18 protein-coding genes and 5 tRNA genes are annotated in these 23,501 nt (G+C 65.0%); 11 read left to right on the top strand and 12 right to left on the bottom strand.

The window, feature by feature from the left end; genetic code table 11:
• Window positions 1–6 precede the first annotated feature (6 nt).
• The 5 genes from ACSQ8Y_RS13760 to ACSQ8Y_RS13740 all read left to right on the top strand — a co-directional run bounded on the left by ACSQ8Y_RS13760 (window position 7) and on the right by ACSQ8Y_RS13740 (window position 3,598).
• Window positions 7–381 carry a LiaF transmembrane domain-containing protein gene (locus tag ACSQ8Y_RS13760; protein ID WP_436267031.1) on the top strand — a complete coding sequence of 125 codons (375 nt, stop codon included), beginning with the start codon at window positions 7–9 and terminating at the stop codon, window positions 379–381.
• Window positions 371–1,087 (top strand): LiaF transmembrane domain-containing protein, encoded by a 717-nt coding sequence (locus ACSQ8Y_RS13755; protein ID WP_436267030.1) that lies wholly within the window; start codon window positions 371–373, stop codon window positions 1,085–1,087. The genes ACSQ8Y_RS13760 and ACSQ8Y_RS13755 overlap by 11 nt, the downstream gene beginning before the upstream one ends.
• Before the next feature lie 41 nt (window positions 1,088–1,128).
• Complete coding sequence (locus ACSQ8Y_RS13750) at window positions 1,129–2,259, top strand: sensor histidine kinase (protein ID WP_436267029.1); 1,131 nt, start codon at window positions 1,129–1,131, stop codon at window positions 2,257–2,259.
• Window positions 2,244–2,975 (top strand): LytR/AlgR family response regulator transcription factor, encoded by a 732-nt coding sequence (locus tag ACSQ8Y_RS13745; protein WP_436267028.1) that lies wholly within the window; start codon window positions 2,244–2,246, stop codon window positions 2,973–2,975. The genes ACSQ8Y_RS13750 and ACSQ8Y_RS13745 overlap by 16 nt, the downstream gene beginning before the upstream one ends.
• A 134-nt stretch (window positions 2,976–3,109) precedes the next feature.
• The gene (locus ACSQ8Y_RS13740) at window positions 3,110–3,598 is read left to right on the top strand and encodes a hypothetical protein (RefSeq protein WP_436267027.1); all 489 of its coding nucleotides are present in this window, start codon (window positions 3,110–3,112) and stop codon (window positions 3,596–3,598) included.
• Window positions 3,599–3,796: 198 nt separating this feature from the next.
• Here ACSQ8Y_RS13740 and ACSQ8Y_RS13735 read toward each other — a convergent pair whose 3' ends face one another.
• From ACSQ8Y_RS13735 to ACSQ8Y_RS13715, 5 genes are all read right to left on the bottom strand, one after another.
• Window positions 3,797–6,211 (bottom strand): helicase C-terminal domain-containing protein, encoded by a 2,415-nt coding sequence (locus ACSQ8Y_RS13735; protein WP_436267026.1) that lies wholly within the window; start codon window positions 6,209–6,211, stop codon window positions 3,797–3,799.
• Window positions 6,196–7,839 carry a VRR-NUC domain-containing protein gene (locus tag ACSQ8Y_RS13730; RefSeq protein ID WP_436267025.1) on the bottom strand — a complete coding sequence of 548 codons (1,644 nt, stop codon included), beginning with the start codon at window positions 7,837–7,839 and terminating at the stop codon, window positions 6,196–6,198. The genes ACSQ8Y_RS13735 and ACSQ8Y_RS13730 overlap by 16 nt, the downstream gene beginning before the upstream one ends.
• 86 nt (window positions 7,840–7,925) lie before the next feature.
• On the bottom strand, window positions 7,926–8,465 hold the full coding sequence (locus ACSQ8Y_RS13725) for a phasin family protein (protein WP_436267024.1): 540 nt from the start codon (window positions 8,463–8,465) through the stop codon (window positions 7,926–7,928).
• 253 nt (window positions 8,466–8,718) lie between these two features.
• The gene (locus ACSQ8Y_RS13720) at window positions 8,719–10,584 is read right to left on the bottom strand and encodes an ATP-binding protein (RefSeq protein WP_436267023.1); all 1,866 of its coding nucleotides are present in this window, start codon (window positions 10,582–10,584) and stop codon (window positions 8,719–8,721) included.
• 97 nt (window positions 10,585–10,681) lie between these two features.
• Window positions 10,682–11,104 (bottom strand): winged helix-turn-helix transcriptional regulator, encoded by a 423-nt coding sequence (locus tag ACSQ8Y_RS13715; protein ID WP_436267022.1) that lies wholly within the window; start codon window positions 11,102–11,104, stop codon window positions 10,682–10,684.
• Window positions 11,105–11,210: 106 nt separating this feature from the next.
• Here ACSQ8Y_RS13715 and ACSQ8Y_RS13710 point away from each other — a divergent pair, with 106 nt between their 5' ends.
• Complete coding sequence (locus ACSQ8Y_RS13710; protein ID WP_436267021.1) at window positions 11,211–12,062, top strand: SDR family oxidoreductase; 852 nt, start codon at window positions 11,211–11,213, stop codon at window positions 12,060–12,062.
• 25 nt (window positions 12,063–12,087) lie between these two features.
• Here ACSQ8Y_RS13710 and ACSQ8Y_RS13705 read toward each other — a convergent pair whose 3' ends face one another.
• The 7 genes from ACSQ8Y_RS13705 to ACSQ8Y_RS13675 all read right to left on the bottom strand — a co-directional run bounded on the left by ACSQ8Y_RS13705 (window position 12,088) and on the right by ACSQ8Y_RS13675 (window position 16,805).
• A complete protein-coding gene (locus ACSQ8Y_RS13705; RefSeq protein WP_436267020.1) occupies window positions 12,088–14,193 on the bottom strand; it encodes a ricin-type beta-trefoil lectin domain protein in 2,106 nt (701 codons plus the stop codon).
• A 372-nt stretch (window positions 14,194–14,565) separates the two neighbouring features.
• A tRNA-Leu gene (locus ACSQ8Y_RS13700) sits at window positions 14,566–14,650 on the bottom strand.
• Window positions 14,651–14,878: 228 nt separating this feature from the next.
• Window positions 14,879–14,963: transfer RNA gene (locus ACSQ8Y_RS13695), tRNA-Leu, on the bottom strand.
• Between the two features lie 37 nt (window positions 14,964–15,000).
• Window positions 15,001–15,085, bottom strand: a tRNA-Leu gene (locus tag ACSQ8Y_RS13690).
• Between the two features lie 176 nt (window positions 15,086–15,261).
• Window positions 15,262–15,346 (bottom strand) — tRNA-Leu (locus ACSQ8Y_RS13685).
• 85 nt (window positions 15,347–15,431) lie between these two features.
• Window positions 15,432–16,532 carry an NF038122 family metalloprotease gene (locus ACSQ8Y_RS13680; RefSeq protein WP_436267019.1) on the bottom strand — a complete coding sequence of 367 codons (1,101 nt, stop codon included), beginning with the start codon at window positions 16,530–16,532 and terminating at the stop codon, window positions 15,432–15,434.
• Between the two features lie 188 nt (window positions 16,533–16,720).
• A tRNA-Leu gene (locus ACSQ8Y_RS13675) sits at window positions 16,721–16,805 on the bottom strand.
• A gap of 345 nt (window positions 16,806–17,150) precedes the next feature.
• On the opposite strand from ACSQ8Y_RS13675, the gene rnr reads away from it, so the two are divergent.
• From rnr to ACSQ8Y_RS13650, 5 genes are all read left to right on the top strand, one after another.
• A complete protein-coding gene (gene rnr, locus ACSQ8Y_RS13670; RefSeq protein WP_436267018.1) occupies window positions 17,151–19,661 on the top strand; it encodes a ribonuclease R in 2,511 nt (836 codons plus the stop codon).
• Between the two features lie 100 nt (window positions 19,662–19,761).
• Window positions 19,762–20,493, top strand: coding sequence for a 23S rRNA (guanosine(2251)-2'-O)-methyltransferase RlmB (gene rlmB / locus ACSQ8Y_RS13665; RefSeq protein WP_436269819.1), 732 nt, complete (start codon window positions 19,762–19,764; stop codon window positions 20,491–20,493).
• A 214-nt stretch (window positions 20,494–20,707) separates the two neighbouring features.
• Window positions 20,708–21,451: a serine O-acetyltransferase gene (gene cysE, locus ACSQ8Y_RS13660; protein WP_436267017.1), complete on the top strand. Its 744-nt coding sequence runs from the start codon at window positions 20,708–20,710 to the stop codon at window positions 21,449–21,451.
• Window positions 21,452–21,459: 8 nt separating this feature from the next.
• Window positions 21,460–22,131: a YceH family protein gene (locus ACSQ8Y_RS13655; RefSeq protein WP_436267016.1), complete on the top strand. Its 672-nt coding sequence runs from the start codon at window positions 21,460–21,462 to the stop codon at window positions 22,129–22,131.
• Between the two features lie 128 nt (window positions 22,132–22,259).
• Window positions 22,260–23,393, top strand: coding sequence for a trypsin-like peptidase domain-containing protein (locus ACSQ8Y_RS13650; protein WP_436267015.1), 1,134 nt, complete (start codon window positions 22,260–22,262; stop codon window positions 23,391–23,393).
• The last annotated feature ends 108 nt before the right edge of the window (window positions 23,394–23,501 follow it).

Here is a 23,501-nt window from a genome sequence, read left to right as displayed (position 1 = left end):
GCGGCAATGGATAACGAAAGCGGGCAAAGCTGGCGCAAACAGCTAAGCTGGGGCATCATCCTCACCGGTGCGGGCGCGGTGTTCCTGCTGGACCGCAGCGGCGTGCTGGATCTTGGCAGCATCTGGAGCTACTGGCCCTGGATGCTGGCCGTGGCCGGCATCAGCAACCTGGTACCGCCCAGCACCGCCAAGCTGGTGCAGGAGGGCTGCTGGCAGCTGTTTTTCGCGGCGTGGTTCTACTGCTCGTACGAACACGTGTGGGGACTGGGCTTCGGCAACAGCTGGCCGCTGGTGCTGATCATGTGGGGACTGACGGTGGTGCTGAGGCCGGCGCTGCATCGCTATTTTGAATCGAACCAGGAGCGGGACTATGGAAAATAAACGAGCACGGCATGGCGCGGGCCAGGTCCTGATAGGCTTGGCGGTGATCGCCTTTGGCTGCATCTTCCTGCTCGAGAACCTCGGCATCCTGGATTTTGACTACACGCTGCAGTTCTGGCCGGTGATCCTGGTCCTGGCCGGTGCGCTGAAGCTGTCCCAGAGCGAGCACAGCGGCGGCAAGATCGCCGGCGGCGTCCTGATCGGACTGGGTGCGGTGCTGATCTTGAAAGGCATGGGCCTGTTCCATATCAGCTGGCGCATGCTGGGGCCGCTGCTGATGATAGGCTTGGGCCTGGTGGTGATATTCAAGTCCGTCAACAGCCGCAAGCCGGCGTCGATGCTGGACAAGCTTGATCAGTCCGGCGCAGCGGCCGATAACGACAGCGTCGTCAACGTCACGGCGCTGATGGGCGGCATGGAGCGCCGCATCACCACCAACGATTTTCGCGGCGGTGAAATCACCGCCATCATGGGCGGCTGCCAGCTCGACCTGCGTCACGCGAATATGCAGGGCGAGGCAGTGCTGAACGTGTTCGCCATGTGCGGCGGTATCGAAATCAAGGTGCCCGACGACTGGACCGTCAGCCTGCAAGGCACGCCGCTGCTGGGCGGCTTCAGCGAGAAGACCATGCCGGCCAAGGACAGCGACAAGCGTTTGATCATTCGTGGCTACGCCATCATGGGCGGCCTGGAAGTGCGCAACTAGTGCACAACTAGTGCGCAACCAGTACACAACTAACGCCCTCCATGCAAGGACTGATCTCCAGCCGCCGTGGCACCGCCCTCTACCTGGTGGTGTGGCTGTTCCTGGGCGCCGCGCTGGGCGGCGTCACCGTGGCGGCCGGGGAGGACGCGTGGCTCAACGCAATGATCTTTGCGATACCGGTGACGCTGGTGTACTCCGTCAGCGCCGGCTTCTCCGCCTACTACATTTGCCGCGCCTATCCGCTGGCCGAGCGCGCGCCGTTCAATGTGCTGATGGCGCTGGGCGGGGCGGCAACGCTGTCCGCGCTGCTGTGGAGCGCCGTGGTGCGTGCCTGGAATGAAGCCTGCCTGCTGCCGGGCGTGCCCTGGGCCGGCATCCGCTTCACGCCGCAGCTGGCGATACTGGTGTTCGGGCTGGGCGTCCTGCTGTATGGCTTGCTGGCCGCGATCAACTACCTGGTCACCGAATTCGAACGGGCGCGCGGCGCCGAGCGGCGCGAGCTCGAGTCGCGCCTGATGGCGCAGGACGCCGAGCTGCGTATGCTGCGCACGCAAATCGACCCGCACTTCCTGTTCAACAGCCTGAACTCCATCAGCGCGCTGACGTCGCAAAACGCCAGGGCGGCGCGCGAGATGACCTTGCAGCTGGCTGGCTTCTTCCGCCAGAGCCTGAGCATGGAGGCGCACAAAAAAGTCGCGCTGGACCAGGAGATGGCGCTGATACGGCACTTCCTCGCAATCGAGAAAGTGCGCTTCGGCGAGCGCCTGGAACTGCGGGAGGAAGTGCTGGAGGGCGCGGGCGCATGCCTGGTGCCGCCGATGATCATCCAGCCGCTGGTGGAGAACGCCATCAAGCACGGCATCGCGCATTTGCCGGAAGGCGGCTGGATGCGGGTGGCAGCGCGGCGGGCCGGGTCGCTGCTGCATATCTGCGTCGAGAACGCGGTGGATGCCGGGTCCGGAAGTCTGGAGCATGGCAAAGGCGGCGGCAATGGCTATGGTAATGTCAAAGGTAATGGTAGTGGGATCGGCCTGGCCAATGTGCGCCAGCGGCTGGCCTGCGCGTACGGGCATGAAGCCAGCGTCCACTGGTCGCAAAGCGGCGACGTATTCAGCGTGGCTATCGCCATGCCGGCAGAGACGAAGGAAGAAAAGATATGCGCATCATCATAGTGGACGACGAAGTACTGGCGCGCGGCGTCGTGCGCGAGTATCTGGCGGAGCACGCCGACGTGGAGATCGTGGCCGAGTGCGCCAATGGTTTCGAGGCTGTGAAGGCGATCGCCGAGCTGGAGCCGGACCTCGCCATCCTCGACATCCAGATGCCCAAGCTGGACGGCTTCGAAGTGGCCGAACTGGCGGCCGGCAAGTGCCGCTTCATGTTCGCCACCGCGTTCGACCAGTACGCCATCAAGGCCTTCGAGTACCACGCGCTGGACTATCTGCTGAAGCCCTTCAGCCAGCAGCGTTTCGACCAGGCGCTGGCGCACGCGCGCGCCAGCCTGGGCCAGGCGCAGGAAGGCTTGCGGGAGGTGGTGCGCGACGCGGCCGGCCGCGGCAAGCCGCTGGGGCGTGTGCTGATACGCGACGGCGCCAAGGTCCACGTCATCGCCGCGGAGAAAATAGATTACATCGAAGCGCAGGACGACTACGTGCAGATTCGCACGGAAGGCAAGTCCTACTTGAAGAACCAGAGCCTGTTCGAGCTGGAAAGCCAGCTCGAAGCCGGCAAATTCCTGCGCATCCACCGTTCCTATTTGCTGAACATTGAATGCATGAGCCGCATCGAGCAGGCCGGCAAGGACAGCCATGTCGCGGTGCTGAAGGACGGCACCCGGCTACCGATCAGCCGTAGCGGCTATCAGAAAATGCGCAGTGTGATCCAATGACGACCTCAATTTTGCTCGCCACACTGCTTGCTGCAAGTGCGGGAGTCGTCTCGGCACAGACTGAGCACCGTCCCGCCAACGAAGACGAGATCAGATCCTTCGAAGCTTGGTATAGCCAGAGGAAGGGCGGCGTAGTGCGCAAGCCCAGTTTCGAGATCCAGCGCAGCGAAGGCGCGCGCGAGTGGACGGTGACCGCGTGGGTCGAACGGGCACCGCAACGCGCCGCCTGGAGGTTATGCCACGCGCAGCGTGACGGCTACCTGTACGACGGTAAGACACGGCGTTGGAGCGAGAGCGGCGAGTCGCGCAACTACGTGTGGCTGGACCGTTCATCCGATTGCGGGGTTTCGCCGCAGCGCGTGCTTCTCAAGCAAGCCCTGGGCGACCGCGACATCGTGACGGTGCTGGAGCAGCAGGGCGAGTTGCTGACCAGCGCGCGCCTGCTCTTCGCCGGCAACACCCAATGCGCGCCCCAGCGCGCCCATAAATTCGAGCTGACCGCGATCGGCGTCCTGTCCGGCGAATACTATCAGCTCAGCTACGTCAGCGACCGGGGCGGCCGCGCCGACATCACCGTCCGCAAGCGCGCCCGCGAACTCACCGCCTGGGCCGCCCGCTGCTAAGAACTGGAACCTGGGGTCAGGCCTGCATTCGTGCACTTCTTGCTCGATGGCGCTAACAAAACGCAAGTTTATGCACGATTGCAGGCTCGACCCCAGCAGACTCCGACCCCAGCAGACTCAAGCCCTGCCGTTGCAGGCGCTCCAGCGGATGAGTTTGCCCGCAACTGCACGAATGCAGGCCTGACCCCAGCCCTGGGGTCAGGCCTGCATTCGTGCAGTTTCGATGTGCCACCAGGACGGGAGGAGGGCGCGGATTTCGGGGCGGGCGTAGCGGTCGTCGATCAGGTAGACGGTGCCTCGGTCGGTCTCGGTGCGGATGACGCGGCCGGCCGCTTGCACGATCTTTTGCATGCCGGGGTAGACGTAGGTGTAGTCGTAGCCGGAACCGAAGATGGCGTCCATGCGCTGGCGGATCTGCTCGTTGACCGGATTGAGCTGCGGCAGGCCCAGCGTGGCGATGAAGGCGCCGATCAGGCGCGCACCCGGCAGGTCTATCCCTTCGCCGAAGGAGCCGCCCAGCACCGCGAAGCCTATGCCGCTGCCGCTCTCGCTGAAGCGCACCAGGAATTGCTCGCGCCCGGCTTCGTCCATGCGCCGTGTCTGCCGCCATACCGCCACCCCGGGGTGGCGCTGCGTAAAAAGCGCGGCGGCTTTTTCCATGTAGTCGAAGCTGCTGAAAAAGGCGAGGTAGTTGCCGGGCTGGCGTGCGTACTGTTCGCCCATCAGGTCGGCGATCGGCGCCAGCGAGCGGTCGCGGTGCTGGTAGCGGGTCGAGATGTGGCCGGCCACGCGCACCGTCAACTGGTCGGCGACGAAGGGGGACTCGACGTCGATCCACGCGGTGTCGGCCGGCATGCCCAGCGTGTCGCAGTAATAGTTCCACGGGCTGAGCGTGGCGGAGAACAGCGCCGTGGAATGCGCGGCGTCGAAACGCGGCTTGAGGAAGGGCGCGGGGACGATGTTGCGCAGGCAAAGGACCGAGTTGCTCCGCGCTCCAGCGCCGCTCACGGTGACGTCGAACAGCGAGTGCTGGCCGTAGCTTTCAGCCAGCCGCGCGAAGCCCATCGCGTCAAAATAAAAACGCTGCAGCGCTTCGTCGACGTAGGCTGGATGCTCGGCGTAGTGTTCGCCAATGGCCGTCACCGCAGTCTGCAGGGCGCCCATCAGCTTCTCCGGCAGTTCGGTGTGGACCAGGTATTCGCCTTGCTGCTCCTTTTCCAGGGCGGACCACTGGCGGTGCACGCGGTCGAGCGGCTTTTTCAGCGCTTCGGGCGCGGTCTTGCGCAGCATCCGCAGGCCGGCGTGCTCCAGCTCGGCCGAATACATCTTGCGCGAGCGCGACACCATGTTGTGCGCTTCGTCCGCCAGCACGCTGATCTTCCAGTCGTTCTGCAGCGTCAGGCTGTACAGCATGGCGCTGATGTCGAAGTAGTAGTTGTAGTCGCCGACCACCACGTCCGCCCAGCGCGCCAGTTCGGTGCCCAGGTAGTAGGGGCAGATGCCGTGTTCCAGCGCGATGGCGCGCACGGCAGCCTTGTCGAGCACCCTGGCCCCGCCACCACCGCCACCACCGCCACCACCGCCACCCTCGCCGCTATTGCCGCTACTGCCGCTATCGCCGCTACTGCCGCTATTACCGCTATTGCCGCTATTGCCGTTATTTCCGGCGCAGGCGGCGAGGGCGGCGCTGCGCGCGGCCGGCAGCCGGTCGTAGAAACCTTGCGCCAGCGGGCACGAGTCGCCGTGGCAGGCTTTGTCGGGATGTTCACAGGCGGTGCTGCGCGCCACCAGTTCGAGCGCGCGCAGCGGCAGCAGGGGCGCGGACTTTTTGATTGTCTGCACCGCGTCCAGCGCGAGCCGCCGGCCGGATGTTTTCGCGGCCAGGAAGAACACCTTGTCCAGTTTATGCTCGGCGCTCGCTTTGAGCAGGGGGAACAGGCTGCCCACCGTCTTGCCAATGCCGGTCGGCGCCTGCGCCAGCAGCGCGCAGGCCCGCGTGCTGGCCTTGTACATGGCTTCGGCCAGCTGCCTTTGTCCCGGCCGGAAATCGGGATGCGGAAAACGCATGGTCTTGAGTTCGGCGTCGCGCGCGGCGCGGTGCGCCATTTCCTGCTCGGCCCAGGCCAGGAAGCGGCCGCAATGCAGTTCGTAGAACGCGCGCAGCGCGCCGGTTTCGGCATCCTCTGTGATCAGCGTCTCCTTCTGGCTGCCGATATCGAAATACACCAGCGCCAGACGCAGCCTGTCCAGCCCGCGCGCCGCACACAGCAAGTGGCCGTAGATTTTCAGCTGGGCCCAGTGCAACTGGCGGTGGTTGTCCGGCATGCGCGCCAGGTCGCCGCGGAAGGTCTTGATTTCCTCCAGCTGATTGCGCTGCGGGTCGTAGCCGTCGGCGCGGCCGCGAACGTGCAGCGGGCCGTAGTCGCCGCTCAGGCTCACTTCCTTCTCATAGCCGTCGCCCCGGCGCGACGCCACCAGCGCGTGGCCGGCGACGCCTTCCTGCGCCGTGGGCGTGGGCGTGAAGCGCAGGTCCAGGTCGCCCGCCTTGGCGGTGAACTCGCACAGCGCGCGCACCGCGACGGTATAGCGGCGTTGCGTCAAGCGGCCGCCCATTGCAGATAGCAGACGGTGATCGGCATCTGGTGATCGGCGCAGTAGCTGATCCAGCGCAGCTGGTTGTCCTGCAGACGGTCGCCCGGGCCTTTCACTTCGATCATCTGGTAGCGCCGCTCGGCGGGCCAGAACTGGATCAGGTCCGGAAAACCGCTGCGGTTGGCCTTGATGTCGAGCAGGATGCGCTCGAACCATTTCTTCAGGTGCGCCGCCGGGATGCACGCCAGCGCCAGTTCCACCAGGGCGGTGTCGAGCGCGCCCCAGAACACGAAGGGCGACTGGATGCCGTCCTTGGCCACCAGGTTGCGCCGTATCGTCTCCAGGTAGCTGCCGTCGTCCAGCTGGCCCAGGCAGGCGGCGAACTGCGGAGCGCGGCGGCGCTGGAAGTCGGCGCTGTGCAGGTCGGCCGGGCCGTGGTGGTAGGGGTGGAAGAAGGCGCCGGGGATGCTGGTGAAGATGGCGTCCCAGCACAGCAAGCCGAACAGGGAGTTGATCAGCGCGTTCTCGACGTAGTAGACCGGCGCGTCGCCGCGCGTCAGGTGTTCGCGTACCACGCCTTCGACCCACCAGTCTCCTGCCGGCATCGGCAGCGACAAGTCCAGCCGCACCACCGGCGCCGCTTGCGCCGCGGGCGGCTTGACGTGGCCCAGCTTGCGGCGCAGGCGCGGCAGCATGCGCAGCAGTTGCTGGCGCTCGGATTCGCTCTCCGGCTGGGCCATGGCCTGCGCCAGCAGCGCGTGCGCGGCGCCTGCCTGGCCGTTTTTCTCCAGCACGCGGATGGCGCGCGCCCGGGCGCCTGGATAGGCGCAGACGGCGTAGATGGCGTGGGCGCCGTCCCAGTCCTGCTGCTTTTCGAGGTGCTGCGCCATGTGGAACATCAGTTTGTCGCGCCGGCTGGCGAGCCATTCGTTGCCGGCGGCGGCCGGCGGCAGGTCGCGCATCACGTCCGCCGGCGCTTCGCCTTCGTTGAAACGCTCGCGGCAGTGATGCAGGGCCAGGTAGTCGTCGATGTCGCGCCGGCTGCGGAAACCGCGCGCGGATGGCGAAAACTCCACCTTTTCGTATTTGTACACGCCCAGGTCGGACAGCACGAATTCGGACCAGTCCTGGTGGTAGTTACCGAAAAAGATCAGGCGCAAACGGTCGCACAGCGCTTGCGCCAGCACTTGGTAGACCTGGTCGAACGCGTCGCCGCACCAGGCGGAAAAACGGTGGGCGCCGTCGTGGCGTTCCCGCAACGCTTCCAGCTGTTCGGCCTTGCGCGCGCTCTTTTCATGCGCGGCCAGCTGGAAGACGCGGACGATTTCGGGCTTTTGCAGCAGCGCGAACAGCTCGTCCAAGGTCAGCACCGGGTCGGCATCGATCCAGCCCAGCGCGGCCAGCGGACGCGCGGCCTCGTGGGTACAGCCGATTTCGGCGTAGACCAGCTTGCTGGCGCGGAATAGCAGGCCTTTGCGCATGACCATGCGCACGAACAAGGCGCGCGAGGAACGGGGCAGGGCGGGGAATTGGGTGATGAAAGCGCGCTCTTCGGCAGTGAGCAAGTCGTCGTAGCGCTCGCCTATCCACTGCAGGACCTGGTGGAAGTTGTCCAGGTAATAAAACTCGTTTTCCAGAACTCTGATCATTGCAATGCGCTACGGACTGTATTTTTATACAGTGTATCGCCTTACAAGGCCGGGAGCAACCGCGAGGACCGCGCCCGGCCGATTATTTATTTCTCCTGCGGCTTGACCACAGCGCTGGCCTTGGCGATCTGGTCTTCCACATTGGCGACGGCCTGGCGGGTGGCGTTGGTCACCTGCTCATAGCCGGCAAAGGCGTTGTCGATGGCTTGTTTGACGATCTGCACCGCGTTTTCGGAGCCGGGACGGACGTTTTTGGTGACGTCGTAGATCAGCGCGCTGAGCGTGCTTTTCGCTTCGGTCATGTGGGCGTCGGCGGCACGGGTGAACTCTTCGCGGATCTCGGCGATGATGCCGCCCAGCTGCTGGTTGTAGGCCGCAGCGTTGGCCACGCCGGGCTGCACCTTGGCGGCCGCCACGGCCAGCACGGCCTTGGGGTCGCGCGCCAGGCTCAGCTCCTTGCCGGCTGCCAGCTGGTCTTCGACGCTGGTTTTGGCGGTGGCCATGTTCAACGCCATCACCTGCTCGACGCCCTGGACCGCTTTGCTGGTCAGCGTGTTGAAGGTTTCAAGCTGGAACTCAAACAGCGCCTTGGTGCTTGCTGCGAACTGCTCTGGACTCGTAAACATTCGTTCTCCTCGGTTATTGGGGTGGGAACTGCCGGCCTTCGGGTCGTATTGTTATGGGCCCATTATTTGGCAAACGCTAATTTTTCGCAACGGCTATCTTTGTAGGCGCGCGGATCTTTTTGCCAGCCCGGTCCCAGCGGACCCTGCGCGCACACCCGGGCACCGTCCACTTTGCTGACCCACCAGTAGAAAGGAGCGGGCGCGGCAGCCAATAAAGTGCAGCACAGCATCAATACGGACGCGACCGCGGTTCTCATAGCGGCGCCACCGGCGGCAGCAGCAAGGTGAAGGTGGCGCCTAGGCCGGGCGTGCTGGCGAGCTTGATGCGCCCGCCCAGCACGCCTGCGACGATGTTGTGCGCCACGTGCAGGCCCAGGCCTGATCCGCCTGCGCCGCGCCGGGTGGTGAAGAAGGGGTCGTAGACGTGCTCCTGGTCCTCCGCGCTGATGCCCTTGCCGTCGTCGGCGAAGCTGATGGCGATTTCGCCCTGGTCCGTCATGCGGGCGCCGATGCGGATCTGGCCGCTGTCGCGCCCCTCGAAGCCGTGCACCACGCTGTTGTCGAACAGCGCCTGCAGCACCTGGCTCAAGGGCGCGGGATAACTGTCCATGACGAGATCGGGGGCGACGTCCTGCGCCACCGAGACCCGTACCCGCTTGACCATGGCGTGCAGCGGCGGGATCAGTTCGGCCACCAGCGCGTCCAGCACGAAGCGGCGGCGCTGGCTGCGGTCGGTGTCGATGGCGATTGCCTTGAAGCTGTGCAGCAGGCTGGCCGCGCGCGTCAGGTTGCGCACCACGATATCGTCCGCCTGCGCGGCCTCGTCCAGGTAGGCGTCCAGTTCGGAGCGGCGGGCGCCGCCGGCGATGGCCGCGCGCAGCGCCTGGGTGCGCTCGGCCATGGTGCCGGCCGCCATCAGGCTGTTGCCTATCGGCGTGTTCAATTCGTGCGCGATGCCGGCCACCAAGGCTCCCAAGGCGGCCAGCTTGTCGCGCCGCACCAGTTCATCCTGCGTCATGCTGAGATTTTCCAAGGCCGTGGCCAGTTCGTCGTTGGCCATTTCCACGCGTTCCTTGGCGCGCCGCAGTTCGCTGGTGCGCTCGGCCACCAGCTCTTCCAGGTGCTTGCGGTGGCGCTTCAGCTCTTCCTCGTGCCGGGTGCGCGCAATGGCGATGCCGGCCAAGTGGGTGGCGACGCCGATCAGGCGCAGGTCGCCCGTGGTGGGGCTGCGCACTTCGCGGTAATACATGGCGAAGGAGCCCAGCACCGTGTCCGCGTCCATCAGGATGGGCACCGACCAGCAGGCGCGCAGGCCGAACTGGTCGGCGATGCCGGCGTACGGCGCCCACAGCGCATCCTTCATGATGTCGGCCACGATCACCGCTTCCTTGCGATACATGGCGGTGCCGCAAGAGCCGGTCACTGCGCCGATGCTCAGGCCGTCGATGGCGGCCAGGTACGCCGGCGGCAAGCTGGGGCCGGCGCCGACGCGTATGGTGCGGCCGTCCTGGCCGAGCAGCAGGGTGGAACACAGCACGCCGGGCGATTGCGCCTCGATGAGCAACATCAGCTTGTCGAGCGTGGTTTTCAGCGGGGCGCCGCGCGCTACCATTTCCAGTAGCTGGTTCTGGCCTTCGCGCAGCGCTTCGGCGTGCTGGTGGCTGGCGGCGTCCGCCAGCCGCAACTGGCGCAGCTGTTCGATGCCGGCGCTCACGTCGGCCGGCGCGTCCGGCGCGGGGAGCAGGGCCAGCACCTGTTCGAGTACGGCGCCGGTGCTGAAGGGCAGGCGCAGGCAGGCACGGGCGCCGGCGGACAGGGCGCGCTGCTGCTCGTCCGGCTCCTCCCAGGGCGTGAGCATGACAATGGGCAGATCGGGTGTCGGGCTGGCGGAGATCAGGTGGCGGCACAGTTCGAAACTGGAGCTGCCCGCCTGCGCGCCGTCGAGCAAGACCAGGGCGACGCCGCCGGCGCGCACGGCGTTGAGTGCGCTGTCCGCGCGGCTGACTGCGAGCAGGCTGAAGCCGGAGGCGGACAGCGCAGCTTCCAGCGGCGCGAGCTCGAAAGGCGCCCCAGTAACAAGTAGTATGCTCTGAAGTTTGATCGGTGGTATCTGCGTCATCGCCGTTCCGAAGTACTGGTTTAAGGCAGTGTATTACAGGACGCGCCCTTCCGGCGGCGCGATATGTGGCGCGATGTCATCCCGCGCGCACCTTGCTTCAGGCTGCCTCAGCGGCCGGGCTGCAGGAGCCGGCCGCGCGGGCCTCGGCGATGCGCGGATAGTTTTCCTCGATCCAGTCCACCAGCCCGCTCAACCGCCCCGCGAGCTCACGTCCCATGGGCGTCAGGCTGTATTCGACGCGCGGCGGGATGACCGGATGCGCGTAACGCAGCACAAAGCCGTCGCCGGCCAGCGCGTCCAGCGTCTGCGCCAGCATCTTTTCGCTCACGCCGCCCACCTCGCGCCGCAGTTCGCTGAAGCGGTGCGTGCCGTCCAGCAGCACCACCAGCACCAGCACGCCCCAGCGGCTGGTGACGTGGCTGAGCACGGCGCGCGAAGGGCAGGCCGCCGCCATCAGCTGGCCGCGGCGGGCTTCGTTGTGCTCGGCTAGCGCGGCGCGCAAGGTTTTGGGTCTGGTCATGGCGGTCTCCACGTGCGAGGGGTACTTACTAAAATGTGCGTACTTACAAAAAGTAAGTATAGGCCTTACTATGGATTATCCCAACCGTAATTTGAAAGGAAATACCATGATCGTCATTACCGGCGCCAACGGCCAACTGGGCCAGCTGATCGTTACGGAACTGTTGAAAAGCACGCCGCCATCGTCCATCGTCGCCGCCGTGCGCGACCCGGCCAAGGCCGCCAACCTGGCCGCGCTGGGCGTGCAGGTGCGCAAAGCCGACTACAGCGACCCGGCCACGCTGGACGCCGCGTTCGACGGCGCCCGCAAGGTGCTCCTGATTTCGTCCAGCGAGATCGGCCAGCGCGTGGCGCAGCACCGCAACGTGATCGACGCCGCGAAGCGGGCCAAGGTGGACCTGCTGGGCTACACCAGCGTGCTGCACGCGGACAGCACGCCGCTGGCGCTGGCCGCCGAGCACGAAGCCACGGAAGAGCTGCTGCGCGCGTCGGGCTTGGCTTGCACCATCTTGCGCAACGGCTGGTACTTCGAAAACTACACGGCGGGCCTGGGTGGCGCGCTGGCGCACGGCGCGTTGCTGGGCAGCGCGCAGGATGGCCGCATCTCGGCCGCGACGCGTGGCGACTATGCCGCCGCAGCCGTGGCCGCGCTGGGCGCAACGTCGCCGGAGCCGGTGTACGAACTCGCGGGCGACCGCAGCTTCTCCCTGTCCGAGCTGGCGGCAGAGCTGTCGCGCCAGGCCGGCAAAGAGGTGCCGTACAAGGATCTGCCGGAAGCGGACTACAAGGCCGCGCTGCTGGGCGCGGGCCTGCCGGAATGGCTGGCGTCGCTGCTGTCGGAATCGGATGCGGCCGTGGCGAAAGGCGCGCTGGAAGACAACGGCGGCACGCTGTCGCGCCTGATCGGCCGCCCGACCACGCCGCTGTCGGCCGCTGTCGCCTTGGCGCTGGCCAAGTAAATCAGAGGGGACTGGCCTACTTCGCTTATTGGCTGAACTGCCATTGCTGAGTCCGGCTATTGGCGTTACAAGCCGCCAGCTCGGGATGGCCGTTGGCCGGCACATCCAGGCACAGGCCGTTCATGGTCATCGTGCCATTCGCCGCAAATTCCCACTGTTGCTTATTGCTGCCATTGCATTCTCCAAGGCCGATCTTGGCCCCAACGATAGCCGTGGCGCCCAATGCGTCGAGGCAGCGGTTGCCGTAGACCAGCAGTTCACTGCGGGCAGTACGTGCGAAAGTTTGGTTCTGGCCGCCGTGGCAATCCCCCAAGCCAGCCTCAATGCCCACGCTGGCATTGTTGTTGGGCAGATCGACGCAGCGGCCGGATGGCGCCGAAACCAGCGTGCCGCCATTGGTGCCGGCAATGTCCTGGATCACGACCGCATCGAAGTCGGGGGCTTGGCCGCTGGCATTGCTGAAGGTGATCGTGTTGGCCGTACCCTTGGCCAGCGACAGCATCACCGATACCGAGCCGATTTTGTCCCGTCCGCCGGTGGACGGGAAGGACACGACGGTCGGGGTCTGGCCGTTGACTTGCAAGCTGGCGCGCCGTGCGTGGCTTTCGCCGTTGCTATAGACGATGTTGGCCAGCTTCAGCCCGGCCGTGGCTGCCTTCACGTTCTTGATTACCAGCGTTGCACCGTTCCCGACGCGGGCGACTTTACTGGTGTTCGAGCACTTTGCGCAGGCCACGCGCGCGGCATTGCCGCCAAGTGTGTTGGCACTGGCTTCGGCTTCGTACACGCGGGTGTCGCCCTCGCGGCCGCCGACACGCAGCAGCACGGATGCCATGGCCGGCACTGTTGCCGTGTACGACGCGGCAAAGCTGCCCAAGTTGGCCTTGGCCCATACGTCGCGCACGGTGGCGGTGGCGGCCGCGAGGCCGGTGTCGGCCCAGCGCACGGTCATCGATGCACTCTGTCCCGTGCGGTTAAGCAGCAGGACGGCGCGCTTGCCGTTGCCGCTCAATACTTTGCTGTAGACCTGGAGGCCGGCGCTGTCTTCGGCCACTTTCACGCCTTGCAATCCGCGTCCGTCCTGATTGATTGCCAGCACTTCCGCATTCGTCACGATGGCTTTGGTGGCCTCGTTCATCGTCGTCAAGTCATTGCCCAGCAGAAGAGGAGAGCCAGCAATCACCCACAGCGCCATGTGCGTGCGGCTTTCCGCCTCGGTCAGATCGACGCTGCCCGCGCCTCTAGCCACGCCATTGCCGACGATCATCATGTCGAGATCGTTGACGAAGCCGGTATGGTGGGCGGCCGGATGCAGTCCCTTGTCAAAATTCACCAGGGTTTTCGATAGCGCCGGCTTGAGTGTCATCCTGTCGAGCGCGACGGCGGCACCGCGCGGCGTGCCCGCCGGCTTTTCCCAGAAAATGACGTCGTCGCTGGAGCGCCACATCGGCGCGAGGCCCGGCGCCCAGTTCCAGGGCTCGTTGCGGCCCCACTGACACATCGACAGCGTCATCGCGCGGCCGGTCGCCGCACTGGCTTGCGCGATCGCCTCGCTGATCGTGGTATACGCTGCTTGCGCGTCGAGCGTTGTCTTCTGATAGCCGAAGCCGCCGCCGCCGCACCAGTCGACCTTGACGAAATCAAAGCCCCAGTTCTGGAATTGCTTGGCGTCCTGCAGCTCATGGCCGCGCATGCCGGCCGTCATGCCGTCCGATTGCGGTCGTGTCGTGTTCAGGTAGCCGCAGCCGCTCGCGCCCGCGTCCGTATAGATGCCGGCCTTCAGACCCTTGCTGTGGATATAGTCGGCGACAGCCTTCATGCCGCCCGGCCATTCCGTTTCGTTGACGAGCATATTGCCGGCCGCGTCTCGCGCGCCTTGCCACCAGCCGTCGTCGAGGTTGAAGTAGGTGTAGCCGGCGTCCTTCAAGCCGCCGGGGGCGGCGTAGGCGTCGACCTGCGCCTTCAAGATCTCGAAATTAATGCTGCTGGCAAATGCGTTCCAGCTCGCCCAACCCAGAACGGGGGGCGGCACGTTGATTTGCGGGGCGCTCGCGGCGACGCCTGGCGCGGCGGTGGCCTCGCCACTGAAAACGGCCAGTGCCACCGCAGTCGCCAAACTGCTCGCGATCATAGGCGCTCTGGACAGGAGCCACTTGTGTGTTGCGTGCTTCGTTTGCATTTCAATCACTCGCAGGACTTGGTGGAGCGTAGCCATTTTTGTGGCAACGACAAACCGGCGAGTTTAGCACAGCGCATGTTATCGATAACGAATCTTCTTCCCGATGCTGCAATAGATGGCGCGGCAAAAGTTCAGAACTGCCCGATCCGGATGGCGCCTAACAGGCGTATGGCGGTGCTGGTCATCAGGATTTTGAGTGTCGGCCAGAGGTGCTGACGCAGGTCTGTTACGGACACTGGTCGTAACGATTGCCAGCACTTTCGCGAGCGGAAATGAAAAACGCCGCAAGCTCGTGAAAGTCTGCGGCGTCTTTGCGGAATTCTGTGGTGCCCACGGAGGGACTCGAACCCCCACACCTTGCGGCACATGGACCTGAACCATGCGCGTCTACCAATTCCGCCACGTGGGCACTGTTACTGCATGCTGCTGCGTTGCTCTGCATCAGAGGCACGCATAGTACGGGATGCCGCTGACGCCGTCAAGGGCGGGCGCTCAATTGATGGCGGCGGCCCGCAGCGGCGGCTACAGGGCCGGCAAAGTGGACCAACAACGTGCCGGGCAATGAAAAAAGCCTCCATTTGCACTGAACGCGATCTTGAGCGCGTTCAGGCCGATGGAGGCTTTTTTGCGGAATTCTTGGTGCCCACGGAGGGACTCGAACCCCCACACCTTGCGGCACATGGACCTGAACCATGCGCGTCTACCAATTCCGCCACGTGGGCAATGGTACTACTCGCTGCAACATCGAAAACAGAACTGTGGTGCCCACGGAGGGACTCGAACCCCCACACCTTGCGGCACATGGACCTGAACCATGCGCGTCTACCAATTCCGCCACGTGGGCTCTGTCTTCTTTGTCTCCGCTGCGTTGTTCTGCAACAGAGGCACGCATAGTAAGGGCTGCAAGCGTCGCCGTCAAGGGCGGCGGCGAGAATTGTAGAGGGGAGGGAACTGTGGCGGCCGGAAATGAAAAAAGCCGCAAACTTTCGGGAAAGTTTGCGGCTTTTTCGCGGAATTCTGTGGTGCCCACGGAGGGACTCGAACCCCCACACCTTGCGGCACATGGACCTGAACCATGCGCGTCTACCAATTCCGCCACGTGGGCACTGTTGCTGCTTTACTGCTTCGTCTGCGGCGTGTTCTGCAACAGAGGCCCGAATCTTAAAGCTCGGCGTGCCCTTGGTCAAGAGTCAATTGATGTTTCCATGAAAATATTTCCTGCGGCCGCCCCAAGCCAGCGCCATCAGCAGCGCCGCGCCGTACATCGCCGCCTGCGACGCTTCCGGCACGGGCGCCAGGCTGTAACCGATGGCGTCCATCGCCATGCGGTCGTTGGCGGTCAGCGGTAGCAGTTCGCCCAGTGCGGCGGTCGGGTCCATCAGGCCCAGCATCATCAGGTCTTTCCAGTGGCTGGCCTGGCGGCCGTCGCCGAAAGTGGGGCCGGTGGAGAACTGCGGCCCGAGCGTGGTGCCGCCATCGATCGAAAAATATTTGGCGCGCGCATCGGCGGTCCAGTCGATCGCGCCGCTGGCCGCGCTCAGCGGCGAGTAGCGGTACAGGTCCAGCCCGGACACATAGGTGAATTCGTCGTCGTTGAAGGGCCCGTTGTTGGGCGGCGCGTTGAAGTCGAGCACGTCGACCCCGCTGATGAAGCCCAGCGTGTGGCCGATTTCATGCGCGGCCATGCCGACGAAGTCATACTGCGTGGCGCCTATGCCGTCCCCACTGTTGAAGTCGAACGCCAGGTTGCTGTTGAACTGGATGAAGCCGTCGCAATTGCCGATGCAGCCGGGCAGGGCTTGCTCCGTCACCGGCATGGCCAGCGCTTTCGCCTGGGCATTGCTGATGAAGACGGTGGTGTTGTTGCTGCTGCCGTTGTTGTCCAGGTAGGGCGTGGCGCTGGAGGCGCCGTTCGGGTTGTTGGCGGTATGGTTGATCAGCATGCCGAAAGTGGTGGCTGGCAGGTGGGCGACGGCCGTGTTGTCGAGTGGCGACGTGCGGTCGGCATCGAGCGCGCTGCGGTAGCTTGCATAAGCGTGGTGGTGCTGCGCGGAGGCGGCCTGGCCGAGTATGCCGCCGCCCAGTGCCTGCGTGCCCACCGTCAGGTTGACGGTGATGTTGTCTGTCAGTGTCGCCGACCAGCGCGCGGCGGCGTCGATGAAGCCTTGCTGCGCCTGGGCGGATGTGCCGGGCGTGAATTGGAAATTGAAGACGGGGGCGGCCTGGCCGGCTGGGGCGGCAAAGGCGGCTGCTACTGTTAAGGCTGTAATCGTGGCACGGACGATTTTCATGACGCACTCCTTGATGAGATGCGCCACCTTACGCAAGAATCGTGCTTGGCTTGTTAATCAAGCACTTGCGGGCTTGGGCGAAGTCCGGCGCGGCCGAGTGTCAGTGTGGCCGACACCGGAAAACCTTTGGAAAAACGACAAAAAAGCCGCAAACTTTTGAAAGTTTGCGGCTTCTTCGCGGAATTCTGTGGTGCCCACGGAGGGACTCGAACCCCCACACCTTGCGGCACATGGACCTGAACCATGCGCGTCTACCAATTCCGCCACGTGGGCACTGAAACTACATAACAGATACTGCACAACAACTTCTGCTATTATAACGACTTGGAGAGTTTCGCGCCAGATGAACGTTGCCGCTCCATACTGCGCATCAACCCGCCGTTTCCTCAACGTTGCCGTTGCGGAAGACCAGAATTATAGATGATTATTTTGAGATGTCAAATAGTCCTACCTACTATTTTTGCAGACGGTGCGCGGCGCTTGGGGATGCACTTCTCAGGCCCCCCCGGTTAGGCAAATAGCGCGACCTCCGGTACACTACGCCCTGTCACCAGTCAATGCGGCAGGCCAGGGCGGTAGACGATTTTCTCCATCAATAATAAAACCATAGAAATACTTTTGAGCCAATCTACCCACATCATTCCTAGCCGTGAGGAAATTCTCGGCATCTTCCGCAGCGCCAAGGCGCCGCTCGATCTGCGCGCCCTCGCGCTGTCGCTGGACGTCAAAGCCGAGTCCCACGCAGTCCTGACCCGCCGTCTGAACGCCATGGAGCGCGACGGCCAGATCGTCTCCGACGGCGCCGGCTTCTTCGCGCTGGCGGACCACTCCGGCTTCGTGGCCGGGCGCGTGCAAAGCCACCGCGACGGCTTCGGCTTCGTCATTCCGGATGAGCCGGGCGAAGACCTGTTCCTGTCCGAACGCGAAATGGCAAAAGTACTGCACGGCGACAAAGTGCTGGCCAAAGTGGTCGGCCTGGACCGCCGCGGCCGCCCGGAAGGCACCATAGTCGAAGTGGTGCAGCGCGCCAACACCCACATCATCGGCCGCCTGCTGAAGGAAAACGGCATCTGGCTGGTGGCGCCTGAAGACAAGCGCATCGCGCAGGACATCATCGTCGAAGGTCCGGTCGGCAAGGCCAAGGTGGACCAGATCGTCAGCGTCGAGTTGACCGAGCAGCCGGGCCGCTTCAAGCAGCCGCAGGGCCGCATCACCGAAGTGCTGGGCGCGCTGGACGACCCCGGCATGGAAATCGAAATCGCCGTGCGCAAGTTCGGCGTGCCGCACATCTTCTCGGACGCCGCGCTGAAACAGGCCGCCAAGCTGCCGGACCACGTGCGCGAGGCCGATCTGGGCGACCGCGTGGACCTGCGCGACGTGCCGATGATCACCATCGACGGCGAAGACGCGCGCGACTTCGACGACGCGGTTTATTGCGAGCCGGTCAAGGTCGGCCGCGCCAACGCCTTCCGCCTGATCGTCGCGATCGCCGACGTGAGCCATTACGTCAAGCCGAACGACGCGCTCGACGCGGACGCGCTGGAACGCAGCACCTCGGTCTACTTCCCGCGCCGCGTGATTCCCATGCTGCCGGAAAAACTGTCCAACGGCCTGTGCTCGCTGAACCCGGCGGTCGACCGTTTGACACTGGTGTGCGACGCCGTGATCACCGCCAAGGGCGAAATCAAGGCTTACCAGTTCTACCCGGCCGTGATCCACTCGGCCGCGCGCATGACGTACAACGAAGTGGCCGCCATCCTGGGCAACACCAAGGGTACGGAAGCGGCGCGCCGTCCAGGCATCGTGCCCCACCTGCAGAACCTGTACGACGTGTACCACGCGCTGGTGAAGGCCCGCAACGAGCGCGGCGCGATCGACTTCGAGACCACCGAGACCTATATCGTTTGCAACCCGGCCGGCAAGATCGAAAAGATCATCCCGCGCACCCGCAACGACGCCCACAAGCTGATCGAAGAGTGCATGCTGGCGGCCAACGTCTGCGCCGCCGACCTGCTGCTGCGCCACAAGCATCCCGGCACCTACCGCATCCACGCCGGCCCGACCAAGGAAAAGCTCAAGCAGGTGCGCGACTTCCTGAAGCAGGTCGGCCTGAGCCTGGCTGGCGGGGACACGCCGGCGGCCGGCGACTACGCCGAACTGATGCGCAAGATCAAGGAGCGTCCGGACGCGTCCCTGCTGCAAACCATGCTGCTGCGCTCGATGCAGCAGGCGGTCTACAGCCCGGACAACATCGGCCACTTCGGCCTGGCGTACGAGGCGTATGCCCACTTCACCAGCCCGATCCGCCGCTATCCGGACTTGCTGACGCACCGCGCCATCAAGGCCATCCTGCTGGGCAAGAAATACGAGCCGAAAGTGGCCGACACCAGCGTGCTGAACACGGCCGTGTCGAACGCGACGCGCCGCCAGCAAGCCAAGGACAAGGCCGAAGGCAAGGAACGCAAGGCCGCCGGCGACCTGACCGTGTGGGACGCGCTGGGCGTGCACTGCTCGGCCAACGAGCGCCGCGCCGACGAAGCGTCGCGCGACGTCGAATCCTGGCTGAAGTGCTACTTCATGCAGGACAAGCTGGGCGAGGAATTCACCGGCATGATCACCGGCGTGACCACCTTCGGCATCTTCGTGCAGCTGCAGGAATTGTTCGTCGAGGGCCTGGTGCACATCACCGACCTGGGCGCGGATTACTTCCAGTTCGACGAGGCGCGCCATGAACTGAAGGGCGAACGCACCGGCAAGCGCTACCAGCTGACCGACAAGGTTAACGTGCAAGTGGTGCGCGTTGACCTGGAAACCCGCAAGATCGACCTGCGCCTGGCCCAAGCCGAGCAGCTGGCGGCAGGCGTGCGCCAGGGCGGCGCCGACGAGGAGCCGGCCACCGGCCGCAACCGCAAGCAGCCGGCCAAGGCCGATACCCGGACCAACGTCAAGCCCGGCCCGAAGACGCAGTCGCGCTACGAACCGTCGTCGCAGCCTGCGGGCAAGCCGAAGTCGGCCAGGGGCGGCAACGCCGGCGGCAAGTCGGGCGGTGGCGCCGGCGCCAAGTCGCAGCGTCCCAAAGCGGCGGCCCCGGCCGCCAAGCCGGCCGCCAAAAGCCGCAAGAAACGGTAAGTACTGAAGATGAGCACTGAACCCGCCGCCCTGTCCGGGCGGCGTCACCGGCGGCTCGCGCCGCCACTCGAGTAAGAAGATAAGCATGTCCAAGAATAAAATGATTTTCGGCTTCCACGCCGTCACCTCGCGCCTGCGCCACGAAGCTTCCTCCGTTGAGGAGATCTTTGTCGACGTCGGCCGCAACGACCGCCGCATGACCGACCTGGTGGCCAACGCCAAGTCGCTCGGCGTGCGTGTGATGCCCGTGGATTCCGTTCGCCTCGACAAGATCGTCGGCACCCACCGCCACCAGGGCGTGATCGCCTTCGCGCAGCAGATTTCGCTGGCGCGCAACCTGGACGAACTGCTGGACTCGATCGAAGGCCCGCCGCTGCTGCTGGTGCTCGACGGCATCACCGATCCGCACAACCTGGGCGCCTGCCTGCGCGTGGCCGACGGCGCCGGCGCGCACGCGGTCATCGTACCGAAGGACCGCGCGGTCGGCCTGAACGCCACCGCCGCCAAGGTGGCGTCCGGCGCCGCCGAGAACGTGCCCTACATCACGGTGACCAACCTGGCGCGCACCTTGCGCGACCTGAAGGACCGCGACATCTGGCTGATCGGCACCACCGATGACGGCGAAAAGACCCTGTACCAGTCCGACTTCAGCGGCCCGACCGCGCTGGTGATGGGTTCGGAAGGCGAGGGCATGCGCCGCCTGACCCGCGAGACCTGCGACATGCTGGTCAGCATCCCCATGTTCGGCACCGTCGAGAGCCTGAACGTGTCGGTCGCCTCCGGCGTCTGTCTGTACGAAGCGCGCCGCCAGCGCCTGGTCAAAGAAGGCTGATTCCAGCCGCCGCGCCTGGCGGCTTGCGCCGTTCCGGCTCGGCGCCCCCGGCCAACCCGCCTGCGCCAGCCACCTGCCGCAGGCGGGTTGGCACACAGTGGCTCGGCGCCCCCCGCGCAAGCCGCCGCGCGCACCGCCGGCCCCAACTCCAGCCCCAGCAACCCCCGTCCGAATACGCTACCATGCTGATATCGGTCTAACCCCTGTTCCGCCCATGTTCCGTCACCTGCGCCAAGACATCAACAGCATCATCGAACGCGACCCCGCCGCCCGCAACGGCTGGGAGGTGCTGACCTGTTATCCGGGCCTGCAGGCCATCGTACTGCACCGCTGGGCGCACTGGTGCTGGGCGCACGGCCTGAAATGGCTGGGCCGCTTCATTTCCTACATCGCCCGCATCGTCACCGGCATCGAAATCCACCCCGGCGCGCAGATCGGGCGCCGCGTCTTCATCGACCACGGCTTCGGCGTGGTGATAGGCGAGACGGCGGTGGTGGGCGACGACTGCACCATCTACCAGGGCGTGACCCTGGGCGGCACCACGCTGCACACCGGCACCAAACGCCACCCGACGCTCGAGCGCGGCGCCATCATCGGCGCCGGCGCCAAGGTGCTGGGCGCGTTCACCGTGGGCGAATACGCCAAGGTCGGCTCGAACGCGGTGCTGCTCAAAGCCGTGCCGCCGGGCGCCACGGCCGTCGGCAACCCGGCCCACATCATCGAAAAGGCCGCCGCCGCGATCAGCCCGTCGGCGCGGCTGTTCTCGGCCTACGGCATTACCGCCAACGGCGACGACCCGCTGATCAAGGCCATGCGCGCGCTGATCGACCAGGCCGCCGCGCAGGAAGAGCGCATCGAGCGCATGGCCGCCATCATGAAGGCGGCGGGGCTGGACTGTAAGGCCTTGCCAGAGTGTGATAAATTCGATTCCGCCCAACTCAACAAGCTAGTCGATTAAGGAAAACCATGGAAGCGGACAACGCCAACCTGCTGGACCCGTTTGAAACCCGGGTGCTGGCCGTCCTGGCAGAAAAAGAAGCGCTCACGCCCGACAATTATCCGATGTCGCTGAACGCCATCACCAACGGCTGCAACCAGCTGTCCAGCCGCGACCCGGTGATGTCGATTTCGGAGGAGACCGTGGCCGATGTGCTGCAGCGCCTCATGCAGCGCAAGTTCGTCAACGGCATCACGCAGGCCGGTGCGCGTGTCACCAAGTACGAGCACCGCATGCGCATCAAATGGTCGCTGGAGCAGGACAAGGTGGCCGTGCTGACCATCCTGATGCTGCGCGGCCTGCAGACGGCCGGCGAGATCCGCACCCGTACCGGACGGCTGCATGAATTCAAATCGGTGGGCGACGTCGAGCAGGCGCTGCAGTTCCTGATCGACAAATACCCGCCGCTGGCAGCCAAGCTGCCGCTCGCGCCCGGCACCAAGGAGCCGCGCTACGGCCACCTGCTGCAAGGCGAGGAAGCGCTGGCACGCGAAGAAACGGCGGCCAGCTACGGCGGCAGCACCAGCGCCCCGGCGCAAGGCGGCCGCCTTGCCCAGCTCGAATCCGAGGTGGCCCAGCTGCGCCAGGATTTCAGCGAACTCGCGGCGCAATTCGATCAGTTCAAAAAGCAGTTCGAATAGGGGAGCTGTAGGCGCCATATTGCACTGAACTTAATATGGCAATGGCATGTCGAACTGGTTTCGGCATGGCCGCGCTGGTCATGCGAGCCCGGGTAGGGCCATATGCCAAGGCGGGTGTGATGCGTTGCATGGCGAACATCGTCGGTATGATCGTGCTGCTGTGTGCGGGCGCGGGGGGCTGTAGGCGTGTCGAACCGCCTGCGGCAGCGCCCGCCGGCAAGTCCGCCGCGCCTGCGCCGCCGGCTGCGCCCTCAGCCAGCGCGGGCGCCGCGGTTGAGCTGCCACGCTTTGTCGATCTGGTTAAACAGCAGGGCGGCGCGGTGGTCAACGTCAGTGCGGTCCGCACGCTTACTCAGTCGCCGGTTCCGCCTGGCCATCCCTTGTATGAATTCTTCCGCCGCTTCGGCGGCGTGCCTGATACGGGCGAAGCCGACATCGGCAGCATGGGGTCGGGGTTTGTGATCCGCCCGGACGGCTATGTGCTCACCAACGCCCACGTGATCGAGGGCGCCGACGCGGTGAAGGTCAGGCTGACCAGCAAACGCGAGTATCCCGCCAAGGTCATCGGTGCCGATCCTTATACCGATGTCGCGCTGCTCAAGATCGAGGCGAGCGGCTTGCAGGCGGTCCACGCCGGCGACCCGGCAAGCATGGAGCCGGGCGAGTGGGTCGCCGCGATCGGCTCGCCGTTCGGCTTCGACAACAGCGTGACCGTTGGCGTGGTCAGTGCGAAAGGCCGTTTGCTGCCGAACGGCAGCTACGTCCCGTTTATCCAGACCGACGTCGCCCTCAATCCCGGCAACTCGGGCGGGCCGCTGTTTGATACGCGCGGCAATGTCATCGGCATCAATTCGCAGATTTATAGCCAGACCGGCGGCTATATGGGCATTTCCTTCGCGATCCCGATCAATATAGCGATGGAGATCTCGGAGCAGTTGCGCCAGCACGGCCGCGTGGTGCGCGGGCGCATCGGCGTGCAACTGCAGGAGCTGACCTATCAGCTGGCCACTGCGCTTGGGCTGGCCGAAATCCAGGGGGCGCTGGTGACGGCCGTCGAACAGGGCGGTCCCGCGCACCGCGGCGGAATCCGGCCCGGCGACGTCATTCTTTCCATCAACGGTGAGACGGTCGCCACGACGGCGGATCTCGCGCGACTGATCGGCGGCGCCCGGCCCGGTTCGACCGTCACGGCGGAGATATGGCGCAACGCCGCGAAATCCAGCGTGAAGGTCAAGGTGGACGAGCAACGCGGCAGGGGATAATCGTGGCCGGGCAAACGGGTGGCGGCCCATGCCGCCCGTGGCTTATGCTTGAGCTTCGATGGCGAATTGAGCATTCATTTCGCTGCATGCGCTTGACTTCGAGTGCGC

This window comes from Pseudoduganella sp. LjRoot289, assembly GCF_964252925.1.
Lineage (GTDB): Bacteria > Pseudomonadota > Gammaproteobacteria > Burkholderiales > Burkholderiaceae_D > Rugamonas.
The sequence above is the reverse complement of the archived record's forward strand: the minus strand, read 5'-3'. Positions and strand labels throughout refer to the sequence as shown.